Origin of the sequence: Sphingopyxis panaciterrae (assembly GCF_011762125.1) — a bacterium.
In the GTDB taxonomy this organism is placed as follows: domain Bacteria; phylum Pseudomonadota; class Alphaproteobacteria; order Sphingomonadales; family Sphingomonadaceae; genus Sphingopyxis; species Sphingopyxis panaciterrae.
In genome coordinates this window covers 561,278-584,038 of the sequence record NZ_JAASQN010000001.1, presented here as the reverse complement: position 1 = coordinate 584,038, position 22,761 = coordinate 561,278, and the positions used below count along the sequence as shown (strand labels likewise).

The 22,761-nt window shown below is 65.1% G+C and carries 15 protein-coding genes; 9 read left to right on the top strand and 6 right to left on the bottom strand.

What is annotated here, in order from left to right; all coding sequences use genetic code 11:
* Window positions 1-178 precede the first annotated feature (178 nt).
* A complete protein-coding gene (locus FHR22_RS02600) occupies window positions 179-826 on the top strand; it encodes a DUF4198 domain-containing protein (protein ID WP_166938610.1) in 648 nt (215 codons plus the stop codon).
* 258 nt (window positions 827-1,084) lie between these two features.
* Here the strand turns inward: FHR22_RS02600 and FHR22_RS02595 are convergent, their stop codons facing one another.
* Entirely contained in the window at window positions 1,085-1,489 is a 405-nt protein-coding gene (locus FHR22_RS02595) for a MarR family winged helix-turn-helix transcriptional regulator (RefSeq protein ID WP_166938608.1), read from the bottom strand.
* A 67-nt stretch (window positions 1,490-1,556) separates the two neighbouring features.
* Here FHR22_RS02595 and FHR22_RS02590 point away from each other — a divergent pair, with 67 nt between their 5' ends.
* Window positions 1,557-3,317 (top strand): chloride channel protein, encoded by a 1,761-nt coding sequence (locus FHR22_RS02590; protein WP_166938605.1) that lies wholly within the window; start codon window positions 1,557-1,559, stop codon window positions 3,315-3,317.
* A gap of 216 nt (window positions 3,318-3,533) precedes the next feature.
* Here FHR22_RS02590 and FHR22_RS02585 read toward each other — a convergent pair whose 3' ends face one another.
* Complete coding sequence (locus tag FHR22_RS02585) at window positions 3,534-4,709, bottom strand: helix-turn-helix transcriptional regulator (protein WP_166938603.1); 1,176 nt, start codon at window positions 4,707-4,709, stop codon at window positions 3,534-3,536.
* Window positions 4,710-4,826: 117 nt separating this feature from the next.
* Here FHR22_RS02585 and FHR22_RS02580 point away from each other — a divergent pair, with 117 nt between their 5' ends.
* From FHR22_RS02580 to FHR22_RS02565, 4 genes are all read left to right on the top strand, one after another.
* Window positions 4,827-6,518 (top strand): DUF885 family protein, encoded by a 1,692-nt coding sequence (locus FHR22_RS02580; RefSeq protein ID WP_166938600.1) that lies wholly within the window; start codon window positions 4,827-4,829, stop codon window positions 6,516-6,518.
* Window positions 6,519-6,565: 47 nt separating this feature from the next.
* Entirely contained in the window at window positions 6,566-8,698 is a 2,133-nt protein-coding gene (locus FHR22_RS02575; protein WP_166938598.1) for a TonB-dependent receptor, read from the top strand.
* A gap of 268 nt (window positions 8,699-8,966) precedes the next feature.
* Entirely contained in the window at window positions 8,967-10,331 is a 1,365-nt protein-coding gene (locus tag FHR22_RS02570) for an MFS transporter (RefSeq protein WP_166938595.1), read from the top strand.
* Window positions 10,332-10,383: 52 nt separating this feature from the next.
* The gene (locus FHR22_RS02565; protein ID WP_166938593.1) at window positions 10,384-12,396 is read left to right on the top strand and encodes a prolyl oligopeptidase family serine peptidase; all 2,013 of its coding nucleotides are present in this window, start codon (window positions 10,384-10,386) and stop codon (window positions 12,394-12,396) included.
* A gap of 172 nt (window positions 12,397-12,568) precedes the next feature.
* On the opposite strand, the gene FHR22_RS02560 is transcribed toward FHR22_RS02565, so the two are convergent.
* The 3 genes from FHR22_RS02560 to FHR22_RS02550 are packed head-to-tail and all read right to left on the bottom strand — an operon-like array spanning window position 12,569 to window position 16,330.
* Entirely contained in the window at window positions 12,569-13,441 is an 873-nt protein-coding gene (locus FHR22_RS02560) for a GDSL-type esterase/lipase family protein (protein ID WP_166938590.1), read from the bottom strand.
* Window positions 13,438-14,784, bottom strand: coding sequence for a glycoside hydrolase family 1 protein (locus FHR22_RS02555; RefSeq protein WP_166938588.1), 1,347 nt, complete (start codon window positions 14,782-14,784; stop codon window positions 13,438-13,440). The genes FHR22_RS02560 and FHR22_RS02555 overlap by 4 nt, the downstream gene beginning before the upstream one ends.
* A gap of 28 nt (window positions 14,785-14,812) precedes the next feature.
* Window positions 14,813-16,330 (bottom strand): carboxylesterase/lipase family protein, encoded by a 1,518-nt coding sequence (locus FHR22_RS02550; protein WP_166938585.1) that lies wholly within the window; start codon window positions 16,328-16,330, stop codon window positions 14,813-14,815.
* Window positions 16,331-16,702: 372 nt separating this feature from the next.
* On the opposite strand from FHR22_RS02550, the gene FHR22_RS02545 reads away from it, so the two are divergent.
* On the top strand, window positions 16,703-18,982 hold the full coding sequence (locus FHR22_RS02545; protein WP_166938583.1) for a TonB-dependent receptor: 2,280 nt from the start codon (window positions 16,703-16,705) through the stop codon (window positions 18,980-18,982).
* A 189-nt stretch (window positions 18,983-19,171) separates the two neighbouring features.
* On the opposite strand, the gene FHR22_RS02540 is transcribed toward FHR22_RS02545, so the two are convergent.
* The gene (locus FHR22_RS02540) at window positions 19,172-20,722 is read right to left on the bottom strand and encodes a putative bifunctional diguanylate cyclase/phosphodiesterase (protein WP_166938580.1); all 1,551 of its coding nucleotides are present in this window, start codon (window positions 20,720-20,722) and stop codon (window positions 19,172-19,174) included.
* A gap of 194 nt (window positions 20,723-20,916) precedes the next feature.
* Between FHR22_RS02540 and FHR22_RS02535 the strand changes: the two genes are divergently transcribed.
* Together FHR22_RS02535 and FHR22_RS22625 are read left to right on the top strand one after the other, a co-directional pair.
* Window positions 20,917-21,375: a MarR family winged helix-turn-helix transcriptional regulator gene (locus FHR22_RS02535; RefSeq protein WP_166938578.1), complete on the top strand. Its 459-nt coding sequence runs from the start codon at window positions 20,917-20,919 to the stop codon at window positions 21,373-21,375.
* 64 nt (window positions 21,376-21,439) lie between these two features.
* Window positions 21,440-22,705 carry an acyl-CoA dehydrogenase family protein gene (locus FHR22_RS22625; RefSeq protein WP_166938575.1) on the top strand — a complete coding sequence of 422 codons (1,266 nt, stop codon included), beginning with the start codon at window positions 21,440-21,442 and terminating at the stop codon, window positions 22,703-22,705.
* Window positions 22,706-22,761 lie beyond the last annotated feature (56 nt).

Genomic DNA, 22,761 nt, shown 5'->3' with positions numbered 1-22,761 from the left:
CTCAACTGGCGCCCGCCGTTAAGGTGGTTAAGTCGCAGTAGCAAGCCTTCAGCTAGTAATAATCGTTTGCAATAATCCCGGCAGATTGCCACACAGGCGCCGAACCGCAGCGGCGGTGTCACGACCGCGGCCGTCGGCCACACCCGATTTTCGGACCTTTTCGGAACAAGGACACCTCATGAAAAAGCTTTTCAGCGCCCTTCTCGCCTTCAGTTTTTTCGTATCGCCCGCCACGGCGCATGAGGTGTGGATCGAACGCGACGCCAACGCGCCCGCGCGCATCTATCTGGGCGAACCGGCCGACGTCGTTCCCGAAAGCGGTGATCCCGAATTTGCCAAGCTCAAGGCGCCGACCTTGTTCGTCGAAAGCCGCGACCGCCCCGCCCCGCTGGTGCGCCGCGCGAACCATATCGAAGCCGCGGTGTCCGCGGCGGGCGACGTCCGGCTGGTCGACGACAATGTGTTCGAGCCCTGGGCCGGCGAAGACGGCAAGCTGCAGGGCGTCGTCTATCACGCCCGTGCTGGCCGCAGCGAAACGCGCCACGCACTCGAACTGGAAATCGTGCCGGTGGCGGCGGGCGGCGACAGCTTCGCGGTGCTCTGGCAGGGCAAGCCGCTGCCCGGCGCGAAATTGACCGTCATCGATCCCGATCGCTGGTCGAAATCCTATGTCGCCGACGACAAGGGCGTGATCACCGCGCCCGCACGCGGCAACGGGCGCTACCTGCTGTCGACGAGCCACGAGGTTGCCGGCGAACGCACGCTGGCCGGCAAAGCGGTCGCCAGCGCGGTCCATGTATCGACCCTCACCTACGTCGCGCAATAGGGCAAACGGTCTGCCGTCAAGCCGATGAAAGCTCGCGCCTCGGATCGTAGAGCCACGCGTATTCAACGTGCGTCGCTTTCATCGTGCACGAGATGATTTCAGACGAGCCTGTACCCCTGCGAAGGCAGGGGTCCATCTCCCGCCGTTCCGTTCTTCAGCGAAGGGCGCGGATATTCATGGCATGGGAGATGGGCCCCTGCCTTCGCAGGGGCCCATAAACGCATGTGATGGTCATCGAACGGCCCCGCTCCTGACGCGCTACGTCAGCCGGCTCAGATGCGCGACGAGCGACGGCTGCAATCGGCGGATTTCTTCGCGGTGCACCGATGACAGATCAGAAAGGATCCGGCTTGCCTGGGGGGTGAGCCGGATCAGTGCGCGGCGGCGATCCGATTGCGTCGGCTCGCGCCGTACCAGCCCCTGCACCTCCAGCCGGTCGATCAGTTCGGACGCGCTATGCGGTTTGACGATCAGCCGCTGCGCGACATAGCCCACCGTCGCATCGTCGGGACCGGCGGCGCGGATCGCCAGCAATGCTTGATGCTGCTGCGGTTTCAGCCCCGCCTCCGCCGCCCTTTCTTCGCTGAAAACCTGGAATTGCCGCAGCGCAAAGCGGAATTCGGCGAGCGCGGCATAATCATCATCGGTCAAGTTCGCAGTCATGAAATCCTCGGGTTGAATTATATCGTATCACGATATAGTTGGCCGTCCCCGCCAAAAGAGGTATTTTGTGAGCCACCATCCTGCACGAGCGGCCCACGGGCATCAACTGGGCGACCATAGCGTCGATCGCCGAATGATCCTTTTGTCCTGCATGGCGCCGGTTGTCGGGACGGGCGGCGCGTTCGGCGCGTGGATTCTGCTGAAATCGATCGCGATCGCCACCAACCTGTTCTGGTTCGGCCGCCTGTCCGCCGAGACCGCCGAAATCTCCGATTCCGCCGTCGGGCTGGCGATCGTCGCGATCCCGGTGATCGGCAGCCTGATCATCGGCGTCATGGCGCGCTTCGGGTCGGAGAAGATCCGCGGCCACGGCATTCCCGAAGCGATCGAGACGATCCTGTTCGGCGAAAGCCGGCTGTCGCTGAAGGTCGCGATCCTCAAGCCGATTTCGGCGGCGATCTCGATCGGCAGCGGCGGGCCGTTCGGGGCCGAGGGGCCGATCATCATGACCGGCGGCGCCATCGGGTCGCTCTTCGCCCAATGTTTCCGGCTGAGCGCCGCCGAACGCAAGACCTTGCTCGTCGCCGGGGCCGCGGCGGGGATGACCGCGATCTTCGGCACGCCGATGGCCGCGATCCTGCTGGCGGTCGAAATCCTGCTGTTCGAATGGAAACCGCGAAGCTTCGTACCGGTGGTCATCGCGGTGCTGGTCGCCGCGGCGTGGCGGCCCGGACTGATCGGCGCCGGGCCGATGTTTCCCGCCACCTGGCCGCTCCCCGAAACCGGCTGGACCGTCGCTGCTGCAGCTGGGGTCGGCGTGATCGTGGGGCTGCTGGCGGCCTTGCTCTCCAGCCTCCTCTACCGGGTCGAGGATCTGTTCCATCGCCTTCCCGTCCACTGGATGTGGTGGCCCGCGATCGGTGCGGTCGTCGTCGGCATCGGCGGGCTCGTCGATGCCCGCGTCCTCGGCGCCGGCTATGGCAATATCGAGGCACTGGTCGATGGATCGATGGTCTTGCGTGCAGCGATCGTGTTGCTCGTCACAAAAGCGATCGTCTGGCTCGTCGCACTGGGGTCGGGAACCTCGGGCGGGGTGCTGGCGCCGCTCCTCATCCTCGGCGGGGCGGCAGGTTATATCGCGGGGCTGTGGCTTCCCGGCACCCCGGGTTTCTGGGCGATGATCGGCATGGCGGGCATCATGAGCGGCGCGATGCGCGCGCCGCTCACCGGGGCCCTGTTCGCGGCCGAACTGACCAGCCGGTTCGACGCCCTCCCCGCGGTGATCGCGGCATCGGGATTTGCCTATGCGGTCAGCGTGCTGTGCATGCGGCGTTCGATCCTGACCGAAAAGATCGCGCGCCGCGGCCGGCACATCCTGCAGGAATATACCGTCGATCCGCTCGACCTGCAGCAAGCGGGCCAGCTCATGACGCCCGATCCGGCGACCCTGCCCGCCGGCATGACGATCGATGCGGCACTGCGTTTCTTTACCGAAGAGGCGACGAATCGCAGCTATCCGGTCGTCGACCCCGACGGACGGCTGGTCGGGCTCGCGTCGCGATCGGACGCGCTGCGCTGGAAGGTCGGCGCGTTCGACGAAATGGTGACGCTGGCCGACACGCTGTCGGACGCCTCGCAAACCATCGCCTATCCCGAAACTCCGTGCGGCCTCATCGCCGACATGATCGTCGAAACGGGGGTCGCCCGCGTCCCGATCGTCGATCGCGAAACGCACAAGGTCGTGGGCATCCTCTCGCGCCAGGACCTGCTGAAAGCGCGAAGGGAGCAGCGGACGGCGGAAACGCGGCGAACCCGGTTTGGCGGGTAGCGGTGCGGAAGAATGGCTGCCTTGGGGTGGAGAGCTGCCATGAGCTCTACTCACCTTCGTCATCCCGGGCTTGACCCGGGATCCCGCTTTTTTGAAGGTAGCGCAGGTTTCGACGTCCAGCGGGACCCCGGATCAAGTCCGGGGTGACGATAAGGGTAATGGCTGCAATCGGCCGAAACCAGCCACTCCCGCCCATATTTGCAACGCCCCAAAGGATCAGAGCGCAGGCAGCCCGCGTCGCCTCAATTCGCTCGGCGACGTTCCGAAGCGGCGCTGGACGGCGAGCGAGAAACTCGACGGATGGCTGTATCCCACCGCATAGGCGATCTCGGTGATCGATGCGTCGCGCTGGTTCAGCAAGGCGAGCGCCTGTTGCATCCTGAGGTCGGCGATATAGTCGAACACCGTCTGGCCGACGATCTGCCGGAAACCGGCGCACAGGCTGCTGCGGCTGAGCCCCGCCTGCCGGGCGAGATCGTCGAGCGATGGCGGCGTGACGAAATTGTCGATCAGCACCCGCTGCGCCCGCAGCACGCCGCGCGTCATCAGCGCCGACGCCTCGGACGACCCGAAATCCTCCTCCTGCGCCATCGCCTTGAAGGCGTGGCAGAGGATCTCGATCGCCTTCGAACGGATGAACAGCCGGCGGCTATGTTCGTGGAGGTCGCAGCCGTGCAGATCGTCGAGGCAGCGCAGCAGGCCCGCCGCGAGCGGCAGCCGCCGCGCGACCGTCTGCCGCAGATTGCCCGCGATGAAGGCTTGCAGCACGACGGGCAATTCATGTTCGCGCTGGCTGTACAGGCGCTGGAGCGCGCTGCGGTGAATATAGACATTGGCGGCGCGGCAATGGCCGGCCAGCACCGCCTTGGCGGGCGGCATGCCCGCCGGCTCGACGATGATCGAGCAGCCGGCGCCCTTGAGGTCGAGCCGGTCGCCGCGCGCGGAGATATATTCGGCATCGTCGTCGCTGGCGATGCGGACGCGGAGCAGCTCCGGGGCCGACACCGTCATCGGATAAGGCCGGCTATGGGTGATATCATTGAAATGGATCAGGAATCCGTCGGATAATCCGCAATACTCGAAATATCCGGCGGCGACATTTTCTGCCGGATAGGCCCGGTAATGGTCGGGATCGCCCATGGGTTCGATCACGTCGACCTCCGAACGCTCCTCATCCCCTACCCATGCGGCCGCCCACTCCTGCATCGAATATCGAAGCGCCAGCGGCGGCAGGTCGCCGGGGATCGCATAGCGGCGGAATTGAGTCACGCTACCGGCCTGCGGCGCCGATACGGTCCCCGCGGCCGGCGCGGCTTCGCGAAGCGCGCGACCGGTGGCCGCCAGCGCCGGTTCGCGGGGCGCACCGCTGGCATGGGCATGACGCGATCGCATGACATCCTCCTCGGCAGGCCTGATTCCGACGATTACCAAACAGTTTTGTACGATAAGCTAAGCCGCCGGTCCAGTCGCCAGTTAGATTGGCGCCATAACGACCGGAGAGGATAGGACGTGCAGAACGACTGCGAGCAAAAAAGGGCGCTCGACGCGCTCGTCGACGAAAGCTGGGAAGCGCTTCTCGATCGCGACCCCTATATCGCCCTCGCTGCGGGCCGGAAGGTCGCGGCATTCGGATGCGGCGACCTGGCCGAAGCGGAGGCGGCGGCGGCCGATGCCCGCGCCCGGCGCGATCGGCTCGACGCCATCGACGTGTCGGGGCTGGACCGCACCGACCGGATGACCGCCGCGTTTCTGGGCAATCTGCTCGACACCGAAATCGACGCGCCGCAGCGCTGGTGGACCAGTTTCGGCATCGCGCCCTATTCGGGTCTTTTCCTGTCGATGATCCCGAAAATGCTGTTCCCGCCCATCGACCTTGCAGATCCGGACGAGGCCGCGCGCTATCTGCGGCTCGCCGCCGGTTTCAGCGCTTCGGTCGACGCGCTGCGCGAGCGGGTCGAGGCGCAGGCGGGGCGCGGCTGGCGGCTGCCCAGGCCGGCGCTGCCCGGCGCCCGCCGGGCGCTCGAAGGCAATGCATCGATGGCGGTTGCGGCGGTGCTGCTGGCCGACGACCGGACCGCCGGCGGCGAAACGCGGGCGGCGGTGACGGCGATCGTCGAGGAGCGGCTGAAACCCGCCTTCGGCCGCCTGCTCGCCGCGATCGGCCCCGATTATGAGGCGGCGGCGCCCGAAGCCGCCGGCCTGATGCACCAGCCCGGCGGGGCGGACGCCTACCGGCTGTGGCTGCGCTATCACCTCGGCTTCGACGGCGATCCCGCCGATATTCACCGGACCGGTCTTAACGAGGTCGCGATGCTCGCGGCCGAGATGGCGCGCGTCCGGAGCGAGCGGTTCGGCCATGACGGCGACGAAGCCGCGTTCCACGAGCAATTGCGGCACGATCCCAAGGCGATGGCATCGAGCCCCGAGGCGCTCGAGGCGACCTACAACCGCCACCTCGACCGCATGAAACCGGTCTTTGCGCGGATGTTCCGCAAGGCGCCGCGCGCCAGAGGGGTCGTGAAGCGCCTGCCGCTCGAACTCGAAGCCGGAATGACGTTCGGCTATTATGCCGCGCCGCCCGAGGATGGCGCCGACGGCATCTATTATTACAGCGGCAACGGCATTCCCGACCGGATGCAGATGAACGCCGCCGCGCTGATTTTCCATGAGCTGGTCCCGGGCCATCATGTCCATCTTTCGCGCCAGCAGGAAAATGCGGCGCTTCCCGAAATTCGCCGCAACCTCCCCATTTCGACCGCCTTCAACGAAGGCTGGGCCGAATATGCGTCGGGGCTGGGCGAAGAGGCCGGGCTGTTCGACGATCCGTATGATTATTACGGCTTCCTGTCGCACCAGCGCTTCGTCGCGCAGCGGCTGGTGGTCGACACCGGGCTCAATGCGCTCGGCTGGACGCTGGAGGAAGCCCACGCCTATATGAGCGCCAACACGCTCGAAAAGCCCGAACAGGTGACCAGCGACATCTTGCGCTATGCGACCGACCTTCCCGGGCAGGCGCTCTGCTATCGCTGGGGCTGCCTGAAATTCCGCGAATTGCGCGCCAGGGCCGAAGCCGCGCTGGGGCCGAAGTTCGACCTCGCCGACTTCCATGAAGCGATTCTCGATCAGGGCGCGCTGCCGATAACGGTGCTCGAACAAAGCCTCGACCAATGGGCCGCCGAACGGTTGGCCGCAGGCAAGTGATTTATACATATATGTATTTTTATACGAAACAGGGTGGGAGTTGCAGTATGAACAGATGGATCGTGGCATTGATGGCCGGCACGGCAATGCTTCCGGCGGCGGCCTATGCGCAGGATGCGGCGCGCGCCGGCGCCGGCGAAGGTGCGGAAAGCCAGAGCGGTGACATCATCGTCACCGCACAACGTTACAAGCAGCGGCTGCAGGACGTTCCCTTGTCGGTCAGCGCGGTGAGCGGCGACGAACTCGCCTCACGCGGCGCGACAGACCTGAAGGATCTGCAATATTCGGTCCCGGGCTTTTCCATGTATGAAACCGGCGTCGGCCGATCGACCGTCCAGCTGCGCGGCATCTCGACCACCATCGGCTCGTCGACGGTGGGTGTCTATTTCGACGAAACCCCGCTCTCGCTCGACGCCTCGACCGAGGGTTTCAACGTTCGCCTGCTCGACCTCGAACGGGTCGAGGTCCTGCGCGGGCCGCAGGCAACGCTTTATGGGCAGGGATCGATGGGCGGCACCATCCGCTATATTCCCGCCGCGCCCCGGCTCGACGACGTGAGCGGGTCGTTCGACGGCGAATATTCGACCACGCGATATGGCGCGAGCAATTACAAGGCGGTGGGCGTTCTGAACCTGCCGCTGACCACCGGCGTCGCGGGCATCCGCCTTGTCGCCGGCTATGAACGCGTCGGCGGCTTCATCGACAATGTCACGACCGGCGAAAACAATATCAACTCGGCCGACATCTATACGGTGCGCGGCAGCTTCCTGTTACAGCCGACCGACCGTTTTTCGCTGTCGCTCCTCGGCCTCTACCAGAAAACCGACCAGGCCAATCAGGACAGCGGCACCCATCGTCAGACGAATTCCATCCTCCCTTCCCCGCTCCGGGATCGCTATACGCTGGTTCAGGGAAAGATCGGCTATGACCTTGATTTCGCCGAACTCAGCACGTCGGCCAGCTGGATCGATCGCCGCAATGTGACGCAATTCGACCTGTCGGATGCCTTTGTGCCGGTCCTCGTGGACGGTTTCGGCTTCCCCGCCGGCTTCATCGACCGGATCGGAATCGTCGCGACGACCGACTATGAAATATTCAACAGCGAAATCCGGCTGGCATCGCAAAGCGAGGGTCCGTTCGGCTGGCAGGTCGGCGCGTCCTATAATAGTCTGAACATCCACCAATATGGCGGAACATTCACCGCGCCGGGCACCCTCCCCTTTGCGATCATCGCCAGCGATGACGTTCGCAAGAATAAAGCCTTCACCCTCTATGGCGAGGCCAATTATGCCTTCACCCCCCAGCTCAGGGCGATCGTCGGCGTGCGCTATTATCGCGAGCGGAAAAGGCGCGATGTGCTCAGCACCAACTTCGGCCTCACCTCGCCCGATACCGGCGATGCGACGTTCGAGACGGTCAACCCGCGGGTCAATCTGAGCTATGAATTCACGCCCGATTCCATGGTCTATGCCAATGTCGCCAAGGGCTTCCGCAGCGGCGGCTTCAACCAGACCTCGGCCGGCGGCGGCATCATCGATGTCCCCCTGACCTATGATCCCGACAAGATCTGGACCTATGAACTGGGGACCAAGCATCAGCTGTTCGGCAACAAGCTGATCCTCGACGCCAGCGTCTATCGCAGCGAGTGGTCGGACGTTCAGTCGAACAATTTCGCGCCCGGCGGCGTGGTCACGATTATCAATAATTCGGGCCATGTCTCGGGCTGGGGCGTCGACCTGTCGGCGACGATGCGTCCGGTCCGCGACCTGACGCTGACCGCGACCTATGGCTGGAATAATCTGAAGTTCGACGAAGCGTCCGCCGACAAGGCGGTGGGCGATCCGGTCGATGCCGCGGTGCGCAACAGCTGGTCTGCCTCGTTCGACTATCGTCCGCAGCTTTCGGACAGCGTCACCGGCATCTTCCGCATCGATTATCAGCACGCGGGCAAGGGGCAGTTCACCCTGCGCAACCAGCCCGTCCAGGTCATCGAGCGCCCGAAACGCGATCTCGTCAACCTGCGCGTCGGCGTGGGTGTGGGGCCGGTCGAAGTCGCGCTGTTCGCGAACAACCTGTTCGACGAGGATGCGCCGGTCATCATTGGGCCCTTTTCGCTCTTTCCCGATGATATCGAACAGCGCCCGCGCGTGATCGGGATCAGCGCCAGCGGTCGGTTCTAGCTTGTATCGACAGTCCGTTCAGGGTGAGCCGAAAATGGTGATTTTTCGCGACCCGGAGCGCAGCGTACTTCAGTACGTGAGCACCGGAAGCACGGAAAATCGCCATTGCAGGCCGCCATGGGCTGAATGTCGGTACAACCTGAACAACAGCACGGCGCATTGCAGCTGTTCCCGGTCCCTCGGGGCCGCTGCAACTGCTAAAGCGATGACGACAGGCGATGTTTGAGGAAGGCCAAGGCATGACAATGGCAATATGGAGCTCCCGGTCATGACGGGCCTCGCCGACATCGAATTACCGGCAGGCACGAACCAAATGGACGCGGGCGCCATCGAAAAGGCTCCCGCGTCGGCCTGGTATGCGCTGGCGATCCTCATCGGCACCACCCTGTTCGCCTTTGTCGACCGGCAGATCATCAACCTGATCGCGCCGTCGCTGCAACGCGACCTTGGCATCAGCGATCTGCAGCTCGGCCTGTTGCAGGGGCTTGGCTTCGCCTTGTTCGCCAGCCTCGCCGCCTATCCGATCGGCTGGCTTTCGGATCGCTTCGGCCGCCGCCTCGTGCTCGGCTGCTGCATCATGGTCTGGTCGATTTCCACCGCAGCCTGCGCCTTCCAGACCAGCTTTTCGGGCATCTTCGCGGCGGCTGCGGGGATCGCGATCGGCGAGGCGGCGCTCACGCCGGTTATTTTCTCGATGCTGCCCGACCTGTTTCCCGAACGCCAGCGCAACACCGCAAACTTCATCTTTTTCGCGGTCGCGCTGCTCGGCGCCGCGCTGGGCCTGGCGCTGGGCGGTTTCACACTGGACCTGCTCGCCAGCAATCATGACGCCCTGCCCGCAATCTTTTCCCGGATGGACAGCTGGCGCGTCGCGCTGATCCTTGTCGCAGCACCCGGCCCCCTGTTCGTCATCCTGCTCACGACGATCCGCATGACCGGCAACAGCGGGCATCCGGCCGGCACCGGCACGTCCGAACGCGCCGCCGATTTCGACAAGATCGTGCCGTTCCTGCGCGAACATTGGCGGGCGATCGCATGCATCTATGGCGCCATATTTGCCTACAGCCTCCCGCTCGGTGCGGTGAGCGCGTGGCTTCCCGTCGCCATGCCGCGGGCTTTTGCAGGCGTCGACGTCTCGTCGGTCGGGGTCCAGCTTGGGATCGCGATGGGAATCGGTTCGATCACCGGCCTGATCATGGCGCCGGTCGGCATGAAGGTCCTGCGCGGCGATGCCGACCTCAAACCCTTGCGCCTGGCACGCTTCTCGCTGTCCATTGCCGCCTTGCCGGTGATGGTCATGCTGTTCGCGTGGCAGCCGTGGCAGATCTATGCCGCGGTCGGCGTGCAGGTCGCCCTGTTGCTCGCCACCGGCGCGCTGATGCCGGGCGTGTTGCAGCAATTGTCGCCGCCGCATCTGCGCTCGCGCCTGTTGTCGCTGCTCGGCATCGCCGGCGCCATCGCCGGCGGACTGGCGCCGATGATGGTCGGCGCGATGTCGGGGCTGCTCGACCCGCAGCGCGGATTGTTGACCGCGATGGTCATCGTCGGCCTGCCGGCATGGATTCTGGCGGCGATCCTGATGTCGATGGCGCGCCGCCCCTTCCTCGCCACGATCGCCGCGATCCGCGGCTGATCTTGCAAGTTTTGATTGACCGGGCCCGTTCGCCCGCAAGGAGAATGATGTCATGACCGTGACCGAAGTGATTGGCGGCGTACCCGTTCGGGACCCGTTCCGCTGGCTCGAGGACGATGCCGATCCGAAGGTCGCCGAGTGGCAGAACCGGGCGAACGCGCAGACCGTCGAGGAACTTGCCGCGTCGCCCCATGCCGGCGCCGTCGCGGCGGCGGTGCGCGCGACCTTCGAAGACATCATGATGAGCACCGCGCCCGAACGCTTCGGCAACAACTGGTTCCGCAAGATCCTGCCCCCCGGCGGCACCGGCGTCGTGCTCACCGTTTCGGACAGTCCGGCCGGCAAGGGCCGCGTGATCGTCGATCCGGCCGGTGTCGGCGCCAATGCCACCATCACCGGCACCTACCCCTCGCCCGATGGCACGCTGGTCTTTGCCGGCATCGTCAAGGATGGCGAGCACAGTTACCGCATCGTCAATGTCGCCGACGGCATGACCGTCCGCGACGATTTCGCCCCCTTCACCAACATGCCCTTCGCCGCCTGGATGCCCGACAACAGCGGCTTCTATTTCATGACGATGGCGGTCACCCAAAATGCCGATGGCCAGGTCATCGGCCAGAACCAGATCTGGTGGCAACCGCTGGCGGGCGATGCCGAACAGCAAAACCTCGAATTCGATCATCCCATGGTCATCCCCGTGGTGTCGGCCGACGGGCGCTGGGCGGCGATCAACGCAAGCCAGGTCGCGGTGCGGCCGCGCTGGATCCGGCGGGTGGACGGCGGTGAATGGATCCGTTTCCTCCCCGACGCCACGGCGATGTACCGGGGCATCTTCGTCGGCGACGAATATTGGGCGATCACCGACGATGTGTCGGGCTGGTGCCGGCTTGTCGCGATCCCGCTGGACAGCTTCGCCGACGAAGCGAGCTGGCGCGAGCTTGTTCCCGCACGCGAAGACCATAAACTGCTGTCGATCACCCAGTGCGGCGACTATATTGCGCTCTCGACGATCGAATATGGCGTCATGCGGCTCCGTTCGCTCGACCTCACGGGTCGCGACGTCGGCAATGTCCCGCTGCCCGGCGACGGCGCCTTCGGACTGTTCGGCCTTGGCTATATTCTCGCGCTGCTGGCGCCGATCGTCGCGCCCGACGGCAATGGCTGCACTTTCGTCCACAGCCGGCTCGACCAGGGGCCCGCGGTCTATCGCGCCGACCTCGCGACGCTGTCGATCGAAGAGATCGAGGCCCCGGCGCATGTGCTGGCCGACCGCGACGTACGGCGTTTCGACGCCGCAGGACCGAACGGATCGGTATCCTATTGGCTGATGCGCAAGGCTTCGACCCCGCTCGACGGGTCGGCGCCGGTGATCGCGATGGGCTATGGCGGGTTCAACGTCCCCGAAATCCCGCATTACACCGCGATGGCGGCGGCGTGGACCGAACTGGGCGGCATCTGGGTCCACACCCAGCTGCGCGGCGGCGGCGACCGCGACAAGGCTTTTTGGGAGGCCGGGCGCATGCACCGCAAACAGGGGACGTTCGACGATCTCTATGCGGTGATCGAGGATCTGCACGCACGCGGCTTCGCGGTTCCCGGACGCACCGGGGCCTGGGGAACGTCGAACGGCGGCCTGCTCGTCGGCGCCGCGGTGTCGCAGCGCCCCGACCTGCTCGGCGCCGCGGTCGCGCAGGTGCCCATTCTCGACCTGATGCAGATGCGCAAGGATCCCGCCACGCTCGGCATCGCCATGGCCGACTACGGCAATCCGGACGATCCCGCCGACGCGCCGGTGATGCACGCCTATTCGCCCTATCATAACGTCAGGCCCGGCACCGCCTATCCGGCGCTGCTTTGCGATGCGGGGGCCGACGACAATCTCTGCCCGCCGTGGCACAGCCGCAAGATGGTCGCCGCGGTCGAGGGTGCGAGCACATCGGGGCGGCGCGTGCGGCTGCGCGTTCGCCACGGCGCCGGTCACAACCAGATGACGAGCGAACTGCTGATCCAGCGCGATATCGAGGAACTGACCTTCCTCTACGACGAACTCACGCGGCCCGCCTAGGGTCAGGACCCATTAATGGCACGTCCCTGCGGGATTTGACCGATTTTGCCCATGGCATCGTCGGCAAGTCTGGACATATCGACATATGCCTGCGCCTTGCCTCCTAGCCCTGAGCAAAATCGCTTCAAACCTCGATCGCGCCATTAATGGGTCCTGACCCTAGCGGCGGGCCTCAGCGCGTCGCCGCGCGGCTGAGCGCCTCGATCTTGCGATAGCCGGCGGCGTTCAGATGGACGCCGTCAAAGGTCAGCGCCGGCTGCATCGCGCCCTCTTCGGTCGCGAGCAGGCTGTAATAATCGACGAAAACGGCGCCCGTTTGCCGCGCATAATCGGCAAGCCAGCGATTATGAGCGCGAATCTGCGCCGCCGGCTTGATTCCCGGCCGCCACGGGAATGCTGCCGCCGGGGGCAGCGACGCGAGCACGACGGCGATGCCATTGGCGCGCGCGATGCTCGCCATCGCTATGATATTATTGCGCAAATCCTGCTCCGAACGCGCCCCGTCATTGCCCGCGATGTCGTTCGTCCCCGCCAGAATATGCACCATGCGCGGCTTCAATGCGACAACGTCGGCCACGAACCGGACAACCATCCCCTCCCCAGTCTGACCGCTGATGCCGCGATTGATCCGTCCATCGCGGAAGAAATCCCCGGCCGCGACGCCCCATAATTCGGTGATCGAATCGCCGATATAGACGACGCGGCGCTCGTCCTGCGGCAACGCCGCGACGCGCGCATTGTCGGCGCGGTAATAGCAGAGGGCGGCCCAGTCGCGCTTCTTGTGCTCGTCGGCGGCGGTGCGGTAGCCAGCATATTCGGCGGCGGGCATCGCCGCGCCCGTCGACAGCGCGGGATCCATGATGCCCCTGAAATAATCGCGAACCACCACGGGCAGCACGGGCGCACCGATGCAGGGGTTTTCGACGATACCCACCGGCGGCTCGGCCACCTCTTCGGCGCTCGCCCCCGTGGCAACGAGCGACAGTAATGCGGCCGCCCCCAAAGCCCCGCACCGCACGGCGCCGATGCGGAGGATATCCATCATATCCGGTTGGCCTTGGCGCGCATGCCCAGATAACGCGCGCTCGGTTTCAGCGTCCGTTTGAAGGTCTTGCGGTCGACCTCGACCAGCCCGAATTTCTTGGCATAGCCCGACGTCCATTCGAAATTGTCGAGCAGCGACCAATAGAGATAGCCCTTCACATCGATCCCCTCGTCGATGCACTTGCTGACTTCATCCAGCGTCGCCTTGATGAAGGCGACGCGCGCGGCGTCGTCGGTGGTGCCGATCCCGGTTTCGGTCAGGTAGAGCGGCTTGCCGATATGTTTGGCGGCATAGCGGATCGTGTGGCCGACCGCGGGCGGATAATTTTCATAACCCATGTCGGTGAGCGGCGCGCCGGGCGTCGGCGGCAACAGCCCTTTCGCCCCGATGCGCAGCCGCGAATAGGTCTGGACGCCGATGAAATCGGACTGGCGCGCCGCATCGATCCAGCCGCCATACATGGTTTGTTCGGCCTGCGCCGCGAGATTGCCCTCGCCGACGCCTTGTATCTCCTGCATCGACAGCGTCACGCCGACCGGCAGGTCGGGGCGCGCCGCCTTGATTGCGGCATAGCCCTTGGCGTGGGCATCGAGCATGACCTGGTCGATCTTGTCGGGGTCGCCGAACAGCATCGAGGAGAATTGAGGCGAGTTGGTCCGTGCCGCGGCGGCCGCGATCATCGCACGAGCGTTTTCCGCCGCGGCGTCGCTGGCGAAGCGCGGGATCACCTTGCGCAGCCCCAGGATATTCGCTTCGTTGAACGTCGTCGCCATGCCGATCAGATGCCCCAGCCGCTCGGTCGCGCGGCCGCAGAAGCGCGCGAACAGGTCGGCGCCGTCCGCCACCTCGAACCCGCCGCGCATCGCGAACCACAAGGGCACGGTGAAGTGATTATAAGTGACCATCGGCATCAGCCCCCGCGCGCGGCACGCCTCGAGCACGCGGGCATAATGATCGAGCGCCGCTTCGGAGAACATGCCTTCGGCAGGCTCGATCCGCGCCCATTCGATACCGAAACGATAGCAGTTGAGCTCCAGGCCAGCCGCGATGTCGAGATCTTCCTCGTAGCGATGATAGCTGTCGCAGGCGTCGCCCGACGGGCCGACGAAGGCGGTCGGCCGGTTCGTTTCGAGCAGCCAGCTATCCGACGCGGTGTTGCCGCCCTCGCTCTGGTGCGCGGAGATCGCGGTGCCCCAGAGGAAGCCCTTCGGCGCGGTTCGCCCCGCCGTGGCAAGCGCCCCGGCCGGAGTGGCGCCGGACAGGGGGGCGCCGACGGCCGCGACAAGGCCCGCCGCACCCGCGACGATTTGCCGCCGGGTCGGCTGGTTCGATGTGATGGTCATATGCTCTCCCGTTTCGATTTGGCGTGCGTCACGGCTTCACGGGCGCCGGTGCGGTCCATGCCTTGATCGCCGCCGCCATCGCCGCCGCCTTGGCCTGTTCCTCGACCGGGGCCAGCCGCGCCGCATGTGGCTTGGCGTCGATGACCAGATAGCTGGTGGGCAGGGTCGTGACCGCCGACCAGTTCACCGCGCCCTTGCCATTGGGGTCGCCGGTCGTGGCGAAGCGCACCCAATAATCGCCCATCTGCTTCGACACCTTCAGATCCTCGGCATCCCAGCGATGCTCGGCGGCCTTGTTTCCGAACAGATATTCCAGCTCGCCGCCATGGTCGGTTCCTGCCGCGGTTGCCCGCTGATCGACCGGCACCTGGTCGAAGAAATAGGCGAAGGCCTTGTTGCCCGTCGCCGCATGTTGGTCGGCGACCGCAAGCGACGGCAGCACGAACCCCAGCCCCTCGGCCAGGTCGACCGCCGCCGCGTCGGGCGCCTTGCCGGTCAGCGCGACATAGCCGGCATGAAGTTCGGGGAAGGCGGCGCCGAGCACCATCTTCGCCGTCGCTTCGGTCATGCCGCCGAGGCTCGATTCATTCGAGTTCGAGCCGATGATCAGCGGGATGCGCATCTGCTTGTTCTGATAGAAGGATTCGCCGGGGCTCATCGTCACGACCTTGCCGTCGATGAACGGAAAGGCGCGGCCCTTGATGATCTCCGCCACCGCAATGGCGCGAAGCTGTTCGGCGGTGGCGTCCTTCAGACCAAGATCGTCGGTGAATTTCTGGCCGACCATTTCGGCATTGATCGCCCCGCCGCGGATCGGCGGCAGCACCGTGCCGCCCGACCCCGATTGCGACGCCGCCTTGTGGAATAGTCCGGCCGCTGCCGGCGCTCCCATCAATATCTGGACCGTGCCTGCCCCGGCGGACTCGCCGAACAGCATGACGTTATCGGGATCGCCGCCGAACGCCGCGACGTTGCGCTTCACCCATTGCAGCGCCGCAATCTGGTCCATGACGCCATAATTGCCGAGCCGGCCGTCCGGGTCCTCACGCGTCAGCGCCGGATGCGCGAAATAGCCGAGCCGGCCGAGGCGATAGTTCATCGTCACGACCACCGCGCCGCGCGCGGCGAGCCCGGAACCCTCGTACAGCGGCACACCTGCGGCGCCATAGACGAAGCCGCCGCCATGGAGGAAGACCATCACCGGATATTTGCCGGGCTTTTTCGGCCGCCAGACATTGAGGAACAGGCAATCCTCGCTCTGCGGCCCGACCTGGGCCCAAGCCTCCTTGCGCTCGAGCTGCGGGCAGGCGTTGCCATAGCTTTTGGCATCGCGCACGCCCGTCCATGGCACCGTCGGTTCGGGCGCCTTCCAGCGCAGCGGACCGACCGGCGGCGCGGCATAGGGGATGCCCTTGAACATGATGACCTCGCCGTTCGTGGCCCCGGCAACCCGACCCGCATCGGTGGCGACGGAGGTTTGCGCGGTGACCCCGGGCGCGATCGCCAGCGAAGTCGAAAACAGCATCGCGAACAGCATGCGCTTCATCATCATCTCCCATTTTCACGGATCTGATCGCACCTTCGCGCGAACGTCCCTTTACTCGTCGACCTGCCTATTGCCGCATCCTTCGTCGGCGCGGCTTCCGCAAATGAGCCCACATCGTGCAGCAAGCTCGACCTTTGGTCAATATATTCATTAAATCTTAAATGAACATTATATCCCATAACATCCCTTACCCCTTTGCATGAAAAACTGGGCAGAATGACGCACTCAAACAGCCCATAAAAGATATTCATTAATGAATGAATTAATTTTATTGACAGTAGCGAGGCAGGCGAGGCAAGCAGCGCCCGGCCCGCAGAGGCCGACGAAAACGGGCTGCCGCATCCATGAGCAGCCGATCCGGAGAGGAAGATCATGAAAAAGCGCGCTTCGCAGACGTTGATCCTGGCTACCGCCGCCACCCTGCTCGCCACCACCCCCGCCTTCGCGCAATCCGCAGACGACGCGAATGGTGCAGCAGAAAAGAATGAGGTCGATGAGATCATCGTCACGGCGCAGCGGGCTCGGCAGAATCTCCAGGTCGTGCCGATCGCCGTCGTTGTGGTGAGCGCCGACGACCTGGCTTCGCGCCGGCTCAACGACCTGTCGCAGCTCGCGCTGGCGGCGCCCAGCCTGTCGACCGGCGGCGACAATTCGTTCAGCATCCGCGGCGTCGGAAGCATGGTTTTCAGCCCGAATATCGATTCAAGCGTCGGCGTTTCGGTCGACGAAGTGTCGCTCGGCGTACCGCTGTTCATGAGCAACGGCATCCTCGACGACGTCGCGCGGGTCGAGGTGCTGCAGGGGCCGCAGGGCTTGCTGTTCGGCCGCAACGCGTCGGCGGGATTGCTCAATATCGTCAGCAATCGCCCCAACCTCAGCCGCACCGAGGGCCATATCAGCCTGGAGGCGAACCATCGCGACAAGGTGCCCGGCGACGGTTCGGGTATCATCGTCAAGGGCACCGTCAATGTGCCGCTGTCCGAAACGCTGGGTCTGCGCGTCAACGCGCTCCATTCGAACCAGAGCCCGATCGCCGGCATGGTGGCCGGATCGCCCGCGCGCTTCGACGCCAATCAGGAACGCACCGCGGTCAAGGCCAAGCTGTTGTTCGAGCCGTCGGCGAGCGCCAGCTTCTACCTGATCGGCGATTATAGCCGCGAGCGCGGCGTCGGCGGCGTTTTCGATCGCAGCTATCGTTCGGTCGCGGCGACCGGCAGCTTGATCCGGCCAGCGCTCGAAACGCGCGACGGCGTGACCGCGGGGCCCGGCAATCTGGAATATGGGTCCGACGCCGACGGCTATCGCAGCGTCAACACCTATGGCGTCTCGCTCAATTCGACCTTCGTCCTGTCCGACGCGCTGACGCTGAGCAATATCGCGGCGTGGCGCGCCTTTGACCTGTCGCTCTCGATCGACAGCGACGGCACCAGCGCCGATCTGCTCAACATCAACCGCAACGACAGCAATTATAACCAATATTCGAACGAACTGCGGCTCGCGATCGCGCCGGGCGGGATGATCGACGGCCAGGTCGGCGTCTATGGCTTCTACTCCGAACTCAACACCGCGACCGTGCTACAGGGTTCGGCGGGCAGCGGCGTCGCCAATGCGCTCGGCCGCGATGCGACCTATCGCCAGACGCTGCGCAGCCTCGCGGCGTTCGGCCAGTTCCAGCTCCACCTGACCGACACGCTGCAGCTGATCGCGGGCGGACGCGTGACCAATGATTATATCACGATCAACACGCGGCAGAATGACCGCGCCTATGGCACCACCCTGGGCCCGCGCACGCCGCCGGCGCGGCAGACGTTCGAGGCCACCAATTTCAGCTGGAAGCTGGGCGCCCAATATGAGCTGACCCCCGATGTGATGAGCTATGTGACCTATAGCCGCGGCTATAAGGGGCCATCGTTCAACCCGACCTTCGCGGTCGCGAATCAGGATCTGGCGATCTTGCCCGAAACCGTCGGCGATATCGAATTCGGCATCAAATCAATGCTGTTCGACCGCCGCCTGCGCCTCAATCTTTCGGCGTTCCGCGAGGATTTCAAGAATTTCCAGGTCCAGGCGCTGAACGTCGGCACCGGGGTCACCGCGGTGGGCAATGCCGGCCGGGTCCGCGCGCAGGGCGTCGAGGCGACCGCGGTGGTCAAGCCGGTCAACGGGCTGACGATCAACGCCAGCACGACCTGGCTCGATTCGAAGTTCCGCTCCTATGTCGGCGCGGCCTGTTATCTGGGCCAGCCGAACTGCGGCGCGAACGGCACCTTCGACGCAGCGGGCCTGCGTACGCCCGCGTCGGCCCGCTTCACCTCGACCGTCCAGGCGATTTATGAATTCCCCGAAACCGGCGGCGCGGTGCCCTTTGTCGAGGGCAGCTACAACCATCGCTCGGCAGTCAATTTTTCCGCCAACAATTCGCCGGCCACCGCGCTGGGCGCGACCGATGTGTTCGGGGCCAGCATCGGTGTGCGCCTCAATTCGGGGTTCGAGCTGGCGCTGTTCTGCAAAAACTGCACGAACGAGCTGGTCCCCACCGCGATCTTCTATGACAATGTCGATCAGGTGCTGCGCCGCGCCACGTCGACCCAGCAGCAATGGGGCTATAATTCGGTCCGCACGATCGGGATCAGCGCGAAGGCGCAATTCTAGACGGCGGTTTTGGTGGGGAGCTGCCATGAGCTCCACTCACCTTCGTCATCCCGGGCTTGACCCGGGATCCCGCTTTTTTTGAGGGCACCAGCAGTTTTCAAGGACAAGCGGGACCCCGGATCAAGTCCGGGGTGACGATGAAAGGAAGGGCAGCAACCGGTCGTTTCCTGACGATCAAATCCGCTCCAATCAGTCGCCTGACATGCCGGTCCCGCCGCCCCGAACGGCCGCCAGCGCCTGTGCGGCGGTGAGCGGGCCGCCATACAGGTCGCCCTGGGTAAGCTGACACCCCTGCGCGGCGAGCGCGGCTTCCTGCGCCGCGGTGCGGACGCCGTCGGCGCGCACTGACAGCTCGAAGCCCTGACCGACCGCAACCAGCGCCCGCACCATCGCCGCTGCCTTGCTGTCCTCGACCATCGCAGCGACGAAACTGGGGTCGATCTTGACGCCGTCGAGCTTGAGTTTCTGCAAATTCTGGATGTTCGAATAGCCCGTCCCGAAATGATCGGCGACGACCGCCACCCCGGCCTCGCGCAGCGGACCGATCAGCGCGTGCGCGGCGGCGGTGTCGCGCACCAGCGCGCCTTCGTCGATCTCCAGTTCGATCCGCGCCGGCGACAACCCCGTCCCAGCGATGACCGACAGCAGGCGCTCGGCAAGGCCGGCGTCGTGCAGCAGCGGCCCGGGAAGATTATACGCCAGCCGCACCGTGGCGGGCCATTGCACCGCCTCGGCGCAGGCGCGTGCGAGCGCGCCCTCGACCAGTTCGGCGAGGACGCCGGCTTCTTCGGCGACGGGGACGAAGCGCTCGGGCGCGAGGTCGCCGAATTCGGCGCTCCGCCACACGAGTTGCGCCTCCAAACGCGCGACCGCGGCGCCCCCGGCACCGGCAGCAGGGCGAAAGAAGAGCTGAAACGCGGCGCCCCCCATATCGGCGAGCAGCGCCTTTTCGAGCCGGTCGCGCTCGCGCAGCCGCTCGTCCATCGCTTCCTCGAAGAAATGCAGGCCCGATTTCTTCTCGGACTTTGCGCGGTAAAGCGCCACATCGGCCTTGCGCAGCAATTCTTCGGCATTGACGCCATCTTGCGGCGCGAGCGCGATGCCGATCGATGCGCCGACCTGGTGCCGCAATCCGCCGATCGCGACCGGTTCGGTCAAGCCCTCCAATATCCGCAGGCCGATCGATGCCGCACCGTCGGGGCCCGCGACATTGCGCGCAAGGACGACGAATTCGTCGCCGCCGAGGCGTGCGACCAGATCGCCTTCGCGCGCCGCCCTCAGCAAGCGCAGACCGACATGGATCAGCACCTGGTCGCCGACCGGATGGCCGTGGACGTCGTTGATCTTCTTGAAGCCATTGAGGTCGAGAAGCAGCACCGCATGCGCCTCGGGCGCCGCCGGTACCGCCTCCAGCGCGGCCTTCAGCGCCTGATCGAACTGGCGGCGGTTCGGCAGTCCGGTGAGCGGGTCGTGCAGCGCGAGCTGGAGCACTTCGCCTTCCGCGGCGATCCGCGCCGCATTCTCGCGCTTATGCTCGCGGGCGCGGCGCCAGGTGTAGAAAAGGGCGCCCGAAACGAAGAGCGTGGCGAGAATCAGCAGTTCGTCGAGTTCGATCGTCTGTTCGTGCTGGGTCACATGGCCCTGATGCAGGATGATGTCGACTTCGAGGGCGACGAGGCCGACCGCGAGCAGCACGACGAAGATGAACCCCGCGTCGAAAATCTTGACCCTGTGGCGCATGAAGCCGGTCCTTAATGTATCGAGTCCGAAGGGTAGCGGCATGATCCGGAAGATGTAGGCGCATCAGGTTAAGCGCCCGTTGCGCCGCCCCCGCCGAAATCCCTATACTGCGGCGAAGGCGGAAAGAAATGCGATCTTCGACAAGATTTTCCGGTCCATCGCCAGCCGGTTCCAAAAAAGGATCAAATCAACCGATGACGCAGCCACCCAGCTACCCCATGACCATGATCCACCTGTTGCGAGCGGTCTATTGGTATGACGAGGCGCTTCAGTCCAACCTGCGCCGCGACGGCTGGCCGACGCCGACGCGCACCCAATCGATGCTGTTCGCGAACATCGCGATGGGCGAAACGCGTCCCGCGCGGCTCGCCGCGAACCTCGGAATCACGCGCCAGTCGATGAGCCAGCTGATCGCGACGCTGGTCGAGCGCAACGTCCTGATCGCCGAACCCGATCCACGCGACAAGCGCGCGCAGAAAATCACCTTTCACCCCGACTCGTCGCCGCTGCGTCATGCCGCCGAAACGGTCATGAAGGGACTGCACCGGCATCTCGAAGCCCGCATCGGGGAGGATCATCTGCGCGCGCTCGATGACGCAATTGCGACGGATTGGGGGCCGATTCCGGACCTGCGGCCGCGCCAAGGGAAATAGTTAGAATACTATTGACTTTGTCAGTTTACCTGACAAACTCCCCTTCAGAACTGGAGAGGAGATTGTGGCAGTGGCCGACATGGAATTACCCCCGACGGTGCAGCCGGCGATCCCGGCCGGAGATGATTTCCTGTCGCGCGCCGGGCTGGCGGTGCTTACCCCCACAGAACTGGTCCGGCGGACCACGGCGCTCAAACCGCTGCTCGCGCGGCACGCGACGGAGTGCGAGCGAGGACGCCGCCCCGTCCCCGCCGTCTGGAACGCGATCCGGGCAACAGGTTGTTTCTATCATTTCCTGCCGCGCAAATATGGCGGGCTCGAGTTCAACGTCGACAGCTTCCTCGACGCGATGCTGCCGCTCGCCGAGGGCTGCGCCTCGACCGGCTGGGTCGCTGCCTTCTGCGTCGAGCATGTCTGGATGCTCTCGCAATTCCCCGAGCCATTCCAGGATGAGATATTCGGCGGCGGCGGGGCCGATCATGTCCCCTATGTGATCGCCCCCGGGGTGACCGCGCCGCCGGGCAAGGCGATCCCGGTCGAGGGCGGCTATCGCATTTCGGGCCGCTGGAAATGGGGCACGGGGGTCATGAATTCCGATTGGGTGATGGTGGCCTGCGCCATTCCCGACGATCCCGATCGCCGCGCGCTCTTCTGTGCGCTGCCAACGAGCGAGGTCGTCGTGCTCGACACCTGGCACATCGACGGAATGGAGGGCACGGGCAGCCACGACCTGTTCATCGCCGACGCCTTCATCCCCGAATATCGTACGATGAACATGAACGACATGCGCGCCGGAACCAGCCATGGTGCGCGGCTTTACGATAACCCGATCTATCGTCAGCCGATGACGCCGTTCCTGGGCGTCACCGCCGCGATCGGCGCGGTCGGGATCGGGCGCGCGGCGGTCGCGACCTTCGCCGAGCAGCTTGGGCAACGGGTCATCCCGGGCAGCACGAACAAGCAAGCGGACAAGCCCGCCGCGCAAATGCGCCTCGGTCACGCGAACGTCCAGATCGCGACCGCCGAGATGCTGCTGCGCGCCGCGGTCAACCGCAATGTCGAACTGGCGGGCGGGCCTGTCCCGGCGAATTTCGAGCAGCGCAGCTTCATGCGGATGCAGATCGCGAGCGCGGTCGAGATTTGCCGCGGCGCGATCCGCTCGCTGGTCGAAGCGGCGGGCGCCGGGGCGCATATGCGCGGCAACCCGCTGCAGCGGCACCTGCGCGACGTCAACGTCATGTCGAACCACGTCATCTACGACATCGACGCGGCCTCCGAACTGCACGGCCGAGCCCTGCTCGGGATGGAACCCAATTCGCTGATCTACTGACCGCGACGCATTCGCCGCTCCACGCAAGCAAGACTGCAACAGAAACGCCAACGCAA

Excerpts from the sequence above, each read along its gene's own strand:
- FHR22_RS02600 (WP_166938610.1), top strand. The coding sequence starts at position 179 with ATGAAAAAGCTTTTCAGCGCCCTTCTCGCCTTCAGTTTTTTCGTATCG.
- FHR22_RS02595 (WP_166938608.1), bottom strand. The coding sequence starts at position 1,489 with ATGACTGCGAACTTGACCGATGATGATTATGCCGCGCTCGCCGAATTC.
- FHR22_RS02585 (WP_166938603.1), bottom strand. The coding sequence starts at position 4,709 with ATGCGATCGCGTCATGCCCATGCCAGCGGTGCGCCCCGCGAACCGGCG.
- FHR22_RS02575 (WP_166938598.1), top strand. The coding sequence starts at position 6,566 with ATGAACAGATGGATCGTGGCATTGATGGCCGGCACGGCAATGCTTCCG.
- FHR22_RS02570 (WP_166938595.1), top strand. The coding sequence starts at position 8,967 with ATGACGGGCCTCGCCGACATCGAATTACCGGCAGGCACGAACCAAATG.
- FHR22_RS02565 (WP_166938593.1), top strand. The coding sequence starts at position 10,384 with ATGACCGTGACCGAAGTGATTGGCGGCGTACCCGTTCGGGACCCGTTC.
- FHR22_RS02560 (WP_166938590.1), bottom strand. The coding sequence starts at position 13,441 with ATGATGGATATCCTCCGCATCGGCGCCGTGCGGTGCGGGGCTTTGGGG.
- FHR22_RS02555 (WP_166938588.1), bottom strand. The coding sequence starts at position 14,784 with ATGACCATCACATCGAACCAGCCGACCCGGCGGCAAATCGTCGCGGGT.
- FHR22_RS02550 (WP_166938585.1), bottom strand. The coding sequence starts at position 16,330 with ATGAAGCGCATGCTGTTCGCGATGCTGTTTTCGACTTCGCTGGCGATC.
- FHR22_RS02545 (WP_166938583.1), top strand. The coding sequence starts at position 16,703 with ATGAAAAAGCGCGCTTCGCAGACGTTGATCCTGGCTACCGCCGCCACC.
- FHR22_RS02540 (WP_166938580.1), bottom strand. The coding sequence starts at position 20,722 with ATGCGCCACAGGGTCAAGATTTTCGACGCGGGGTTCATCTTCGTCGTG.
- FHR22_RS02535 (WP_166938578.1), top strand. The coding sequence starts at position 20,917 with ATGACGCAGCCACCCAGCTACCCCATGACCATGATCCACCTGTTGCGA.